Here is a 7,035-nt window from a genome sequence, read left to right on the forward strand (position 1 = left end):
TCGGCCAGGTTTACGATTTTTATTCTAAAGTTTTCTATATTACATTTCAATGGAAATAATGCTTCCATATATTGATGAGCAATACTTAAAAACTTAGTGTCAATTTTCTTGTCATTTACTTTAAAATTTGTTCTATCAACAACTACTTCATAGTCTTTTTCCTCCACATTTTCCACAAATAAATTATAAGAAATAATTGCTTCATATTCTTGATCACCAATTTTTAGAGTAGATTTCTCTTCTAATTGGTAGGTGCTTGTTGGTAAGTATTCTAATACATTCTGCATAAATTTTTAAACAATTTGTATGTTAAATTCTTTATATCCGATAATTATTAAAGAATAATTTCTATTGATTTTTTATTTTAAAGCCTGAGCTAATTTTGATAATATCGTCATCCCCTATTTCAGAATACCCACTATTAACTTTAACATCAATATCTCCACCTTGATTTTTAGGTCTGGTTTTGAAATCATAAATTTTATAGTAAATACTGTCATTAATTCTCAACTCATACACATTACTTGTTGATATCCTATTTTCTGATGATTTTATTTTTATTACCAAATATTTATTTCTGTTTAGAGTATCATATCCAGTATTTACATAATCTATTTTGTACTTTGTTGCTTTTTCATTATCAAGTTCTACAAATAAAATATTTTTTGGCAATGGCTTATTATCCCAATTATAAATCCAGATTTCACTTTTAATGGTTTTTCTAGAATTGCTATTACACGAAAAAATAAAAAATATTAATGTAAAAATAAAATATCTTTCAACGAACTTCAATATATCCATAATAGTTTGTTTTGAATGATTTTACTTTAATTCCTGGTAAGGTTTGAATATTTATTACTTCTTTATCAAAATATGTTATATTATCCGTTCCTTTATACTTTCTGTTCTGAATTTAGAAACCTCTTTATCAACTGCTATTTTAAAATGAAAACATCACTATTATATCTGATCCCATTTAGAAAAGCACCATCAAATTTACATTCAAGACCTTTTTTACGATTAATAATTACTGAACTAAACTGAAATCTATCAATTACATATGTTTTCTGCATTAATACAATTTCTACTTTGTCTCCTTTTACAAATGTATGACTGAAACTATATTCATTCGTACTATTTGAATCACTATAAGATTTATCTAAGATTGTATCCTTGGAATTTAATTTAATTACAAAATCTTTCGAAGTCATTTGATCTTTTTTTACAACAAAGGTTATTGTGGTATTAACATTTGGATTGCTTTGACATTGATATATAAGAATTTCATCTTCGTTATCTTGCTTATTCAACTGATAGCCAATATAAATTGCAACTAAAAAAATTGACAATAAAAGAATGTATACTGTTTTTTTTTGCATATTATTTACAAATTATATATCCATAATAGTTTAATTTAAAATGATTTATTGATATTTTTTTGCGCAAATATCCTGTGCTCTTATCCTTTGGATTAGACCCCCATGAATAAACATCAAACATTATTAAATTTTCAAAATACTTCTTAATTAATGATTTAGGTTTTTCGATGTTTAATCCTCCATCATATACAATCCAGTGATAATCCATACCATCAATATCATATATATCTTGTATTAAGTCAGAATCTACCATAAGAATTACTTTATAGCCCTGATTATGATAATTTTCAATTTCATTTAACCTATCCTCCACATACATAAGACCAGTTGATGACTGGGCTGCAACAGGATTATAAGTCCCTTTATCTTTTATATTTGTGTATCCTAAAAGCTTTGATGATAAATTTTTTACTACCCATGGCCAATTGATAGCCTGAACTTCTTCATTACCACCTTTATATTTTGGATTATCTGTATTTCTAGTGCTTGCCATCGTTACAAAATCTACAATTGGCATCCCACCACATCCTACAGGAAATCCATCGCCATTGATAAATTTACTTAATACTTCTTCACTTGGTTTAGCTGTATAATTGTTATGTGAAGCTTCTCCTGTTCTAAATAGATCTTTTGCGAATTTTTTGTAAGCTTCAGGTTGTTCTTTAGCAAATAGATAAAAAATGCAAGCCATTCCGCAGAGAGATGTGCCTGCTTGATTTACTTTCCAAGGCATTTTGGCATCTGTTCTTTCCTTTAATTCTGCTTCAAAAGTCTTTCTGTTAAACCACCTAAATCTATTGTGGTGCCAGATTTTAAGATAACCCTCATTATCAGAATCATTAATATAGGCCATAACATGTAAAGTTCTTCCACAAATGTCTTTATTATTCAGAAGGACGCTGAACACTTCACCAGTCACTTTCGAAACATGTTCAATCCATTTATTTTGAGAAAGACTATGGTATTTGTATTTCCATTTTATCTTCTTCTTATCTTGAGGTGGAAGAGTAGTATAAGTTTCTACTTGAAATTGATATGTTTTTCCAAATAACATACCTAATTGTAAACTAGTTCGATTTATTTTTCCTTCTAAATTTGCAGATCCTTTGTCCAAAGGCGTCGATAGTTTTATACTTTTCACCTGCGTATTTTCAATCCCTTTTCTTTCGATAGGATCTTTCTTCGTAAATTCTACTCCTGCTGTCGCCATTTTAATAATGTTTCGTATTAATCAACTATGATTTTGATGGAAATTTTAAGCTTATATATTCTCCCATTTTTTGAAATTCAATGCAAAATAATAAATTTTCTTTTTCATCCTCGATTTTGTACTGAAAGTTCTCCACTTTCTTTTGTAAAGCTATCTGATCAACCTTTTCCAAAATAATCTTTAAATCTGATGACGAAATATTTTTCAAATTAATTTCCAAGGATAAAGATTCTTTACTTTTAATTCTTTCTTTAAAAACAATATCTTTTTCATGCTCATTATTGGAAATATTTATATTTTTTATCCCAAACGTATTCTCATCTAAAATATATTCTATTAAAATATCTTTTTGATCTGGCTGACCATCAAGATCATCCAATGCTTTATAGAAAATAACGTTTGTTGCCATTGTCGGAAGACTTTGATTTGATGCATAATCTTGCGCTTCTTCTTTGGACATTTTAGAAAAAAGGGTGTTCACTGAATCACTTACTTTTTTTGATGATTTAATATTTTCAACAGCAAAATCATTTATATTTTTTATTCCCGTAATATTATCTTCGAAATTGAAAATGTAGTTACCATAAACATCATTGATAGAAGTATATCTTATTTTCATCGGTTCTGATTTTGTAGTTTTTATACAGCTAAAATTAATTAATAAAATTAAAAAAGCTATTAGTGATTTTATTTTCATAAAGCGATATCTATTAATATTGTAAAAGGTTGGTATTTGGTTTTATCAGTTAGATTTTTAAAATGCTGTAAACAAAACATAGCAACCAGACCCGGTATCCATTGTTTCATAACACCTCCTGCTCCACCATCTTCCCATCCCGCTCCGAATGTATCCAAAAATGTTACTTTTTCTATTTCTATCTCTATTTCTTTACTAATTTCATACTGATACAGTTTATAACTTGCAATGCAACCCTGTATTACGTTTTCTCAAATTTGACATTAATTTTCATTTAATATTTTATTAAAGATTCACGATTTATAAGTTTTATTAAAAATACATTTATTAAAATAATTAAAAAAAATATTACAGTATAGATCCATAAAACGTTATAATATAAAGCCACACTCACTAAAAAATATAGCAAAATCAACAAAACGAGAAATAAAAATATAGCTTTAGCAATAATTTTTTTCGGAGTGATTTTTTTTTTGAAAAATATTATAGTTAAAATTCCTTGTATTAAAATATATGGTAAAATATTGATGATTAATGATTCACTGTCAGCAAAATATTTGATCTGATCATCAATTTGTCCATAATAAAATTTTGTAGATGGAAACTTCAAAATTAATTTTAAATCCACAAATTCATATCCAATATTTACAATACCTACAAAAAAATACAATATTAGTATTCCGACAAAAATTCTTAACATTTTTATCATGGTTTCTTTTTATTTAAGATCTTTCTCCAATTTTCCATTTTTTCCATAGTTAAATTACCTGGACAGTATCTTTCTTCAGTTTTAGAACTTGAAGCGATTTCCATATGTCCACCTACTTTATCGATTTTATATAATTTATCAAGATAAATACAAAGACGTAATAGCGAAATCTCCATTTTATCAGTTAAGTAATCATTTCCATTATATTCTTCAATTTTTTTCTTAATACCCGTTAAACCGTTATTATCACTACTTAAATCCGCTAATAAAACAATTCCAATTTTTGCAGTATTTGCGAGATCTACATGAGCGCCTTTAATGTTAATAGGTCTACCCTCAAATATTTTACCGTATCTGTTAATAGCAAAATGATATCCAATATCAGCCTTATCCATTTTGTCCATATGTTCATCTTGAATCTCTCTAACAGATGGGTAACTTTTCGCATTCCCTGAATGGTGAATAACAATTGTATCATAATAATCTTTAGGATTTTTTGCGATTTCTTCATATGAATAATTTCCACCTGTTTGAGGTAGTCTCGCTTTCCAACTTTTTCGATTAACAATATGTAGCTCATCTACTATGTGAGATTTAAAATATACACTTTCAGACAAACTTTGCAAATAGGCAAAAATTTTATAATCTTTTCCAAAATCATCTGGATTTGTTAAATATACACGTAGTTTATCTTCCTTTCCTTTTAATTGTGTTCTATTTCCTTTAGAATCTTCATACACCCAATTAACATTTTTACGATCTTCAAATGATGGTTCTTTTTTGAATTTTTGAACAGAATATTCTACCCATTCAAATATATAAGTCAAGGAATCTCCAATAATTGATTCTACTTTATTATCCGTCTCATGTTTATTTTTCTCACTATCCTTTCCAAATCCTTGCATAATTGCACGTTTCTGGCTGGATAATTCAAGATTGCCCACTGTAGCTTCCATAATTACTTCTTCAGATTGCTCATGAGAAATTTTAGATATTGAAGTATAATTATTCGCTACCTGAATATTGATGTTTTTCGCTTTTTTAATGATTGCCATAGTAAAAACGTTTAATGAGAGTTTCCTTCTTCTCCACTTTGAGATTTCACTGTTTTTTCACTTTGTAAAATCATATTTTCTTTGGTGCTTACTACTGTAACTTTCTCTGCATAAGAGTCGCTTTTCTTCGCCTGAATATTTCTTTCGTTTTCAGAAATTTCATTTCTCATATCAGAAGATTCATGAATATTTCCTGTTGCACTCTGCATCAAATCTTTGCCGGCAGTATCTATCATATTAACTCCAGCATTAGAAACAATATTTACATTTGCAGTCGAAAAAATATTACTACCTGCAACAGACGTAATATCAACTCCTGCATTTATTTTAATATTTTTCCCAGCGGTGAAAGTCATGTTATTCGGTGCAGTAACTTCGATATTTCCCGCACCATCCATAAAATAGGTATTCCCACTAGGATCCAGAATCGTCACACTCTTCTCATTATCATTCATCAAAACTTTGATACCACTTTTTGTTTGTATAGAACGCATGTGATTTTGCGCGCCACCACCCAATCCAACCTTCCCATGAAACATCCCACCCATCACAAAAGGTCGATCCGGATGATTGTGCACAAAACCAACCATCACCTGATCGCCAACTTCTGGGATGGCTACATAACCGCGGTTTTGAGAAACTTGGTCTGTGCCACCTGCATCTGGACTCATCATTCGGATAAAATCTGTCGTGTCGTGCAATTGCCAATCAAATTTTACCGTGATTCTTCCTTGTCCTTGCGGATCTGAGTTCGAGATTACCGTTGCCATTTGTGGTTGGGCAATTGGTTGTGTAAATTCCGGCGTTGGCAGAAATCCTGTATCGCTTGCAATTGCTTTGAAAGTTCCTGCATAATGTCCCAAAGTATCCACATCGTGCGTGGTTTCTACAATCATTAATCTTGTGAAGTAAGACGTTTTATTGCTGTCTTCTTTGCGCATTTCCAGATCTACCACGCAACCTGGATACAAAAATGGAATGCTCGTCGTTCCGCTCACATTCAAAACTTCTACGGCTTTGCTTCCGGCTGCACTCATTTGAGAATTTACCACATCTTTGTCTGTTGTGGCGCGAATTGGGGCTATCTGCAAAGCTGGTGTGCGGAAAATTCCGCTTTCAGCATCATTTTTTTTGTAGGCGATGCTGGCTAAATCGCTTTTATGTTTTGCGGGTGTGGTTCCAGAAGTTAGTTTTGCGTGCTGACTGCTGTTGTAGCCGTAAAATTGAGGCTTTGTATGCACGGCTTTTATTTCGATTTTAATATCGTTCACATTGCTGCCATAGACCAATTTTAAGGCTTGGTTTTGGGGTGGCAATTTGCCAAAATGCAAGACTTCGCCATCATAATAAAACTGCTCGCCATACGCTTCTGCCATTCTTGCGAGGTAGTTGTAGTGCGTTTCGTTGTATTGTGCGCTGTAAATAATTTCAGAATAATCATTGGCATCTACTCGAACATCGTAATAGCCAGCTTTGATGCCTTCTTTGATGAGTTGATTGGCAATGATGCTCATATTCACAGATTGTTTGCCGCCAAAACTTTGGGTATGTGGCGCAGCATCCAACAAAATTGTGGGGCTATAACCTGATAAAACGATGTTTCCGAGTCCGCTTTGCTCTTGCGTGTAGCTCACTTCTGTGATTACTCCTACAAAAGTTCTCTCCGGACTATCTGGAATGTCTTTATATTTTTGAACGATGGTAATTCTTTTACCTAAAAATTCATTGGAAGATTCCAAATTGTGATTTTCTCTATTTCCTAAAGAATCATGCGCCAAAATCATCTCAAAACGGTGGTGTTTGCTGCTATTTTGGCTTAGTTTAAAGTGTTTGTAATGCTTGATTACCTTCCCTTCTATCACGATGAGTAATTTCACCAATCTATTGATTCCGAAAACCTGACTGGCAGAAATAGAACTCGCACTATTATCTGGTTGAAAAGTAGGTTTTGTGCCGTTTGCTGTTGCCATAATTTTATTTTTGAT

At 31.1% G+C, this 7,035-nt stretch carries 9 protein-coding genes; all 9 read right to left on the reverse strand.

The annotated features are described in order from the left end of the window. A partial coding sequence (locus tag HNQ03_RS15630; protein WP_173780632.1) for a hypothetical protein occupies window positions 1–287 on the reverse strand: 287 nt, incomplete at its 3' end. A gap of 61 nt (window positions 288–348) precedes the next feature. Beyond that, on the reverse strand, window positions 349–801 hold the full coding sequence (locus HNQ03_RS15635; RefSeq protein ID WP_173780633.1) for a hypothetical protein: 453 nt from the start codon (window positions 799–801) through the stop codon (window positions 349–351). Between the two features lie 134 nt (window positions 802–935). After that, window positions 936–1,379, reverse strand: a complete 444-nt coding sequence (locus HNQ03_RS15640) for a hypothetical protein (RefSeq protein ID WP_173780634.1) — start codon at window positions 1,377–1,379, stop codon at window positions 936–938. 1 nt (window position 1,380) lies between these two features. After that, on the reverse strand, window positions 1,381–2,589 hold the full coding sequence (locus HNQ03_RS15645) for a hypothetical protein (protein ID WP_173780635.1): 1,209 nt from the start codon (window positions 2,587–2,589) through the stop codon (window positions 1,381–1,383). Between the two features lie 25 nt (window positions 2,590–2,614). Beyond that, window positions 2,615–3,208 (reverse strand): hypothetical protein, encoded by a 594-nt coding sequence (locus tag HNQ03_RS15650; RefSeq protein ID WP_173780636.1) that lies wholly within the window; start codon window positions 3,206–3,208, stop codon window positions 2,615–2,617. A gap of 74 nt (window positions 3,209–3,282) precedes the next feature. Beyond that, window positions 3,283–3,444 (reverse strand): hypothetical protein, encoded by a 162-nt coding sequence (locus HNQ03_RS15655; RefSeq protein ID WP_173780637.1) that lies wholly within the window; start codon window positions 3,442–3,444, stop codon window positions 3,283–3,285. A 116-nt stretch (window positions 3,445–3,560) separates the two neighbouring features. After that, window positions 3,561–3,995, reverse strand: coding sequence for a hypothetical protein (locus tag HNQ03_RS15660; protein ID WP_173780638.1), 435 nt, complete (start codon window positions 3,993–3,995; stop codon window positions 3,561–3,563). Next, window positions 3,992–5,050 (reverse strand): peptidoglycan recognition protein family protein, encoded by a 1,059-nt coding sequence (locus HNQ03_RS15665; RefSeq protein ID WP_173780639.1) that lies wholly within the window; start codon window positions 5,048–5,050, stop codon window positions 3,992–3,994. The genes HNQ03_RS15660 and HNQ03_RS15665 overlap by 4 nt, the downstream gene beginning before the upstream one ends. A gap of 11 nt (window positions 5,051–5,061) precedes the next feature. Further along, on the reverse strand, window positions 5,062–7,020 hold the full coding sequence (locus HNQ03_RS15670; RefSeq protein ID WP_173780640.1) for a type VI secretion system Vgr family protein: 1,959 nt from the start codon (window positions 7,018–7,020) through the stop codon (window positions 5,062–5,064). Window positions 7,021–7,035 lie beyond the last annotated feature (15 nt).

The sequence above is a fragment of the Frigoriflavimonas asaccharolytica genome (assembly GCF_013294015.1).
GTDB lineage: Bacteria > Bacteroidota > Bacteroidia > Flavobacteriales > Weeksellaceae > Frigoriflavimonas > Frigoriflavimonas asaccharolytica.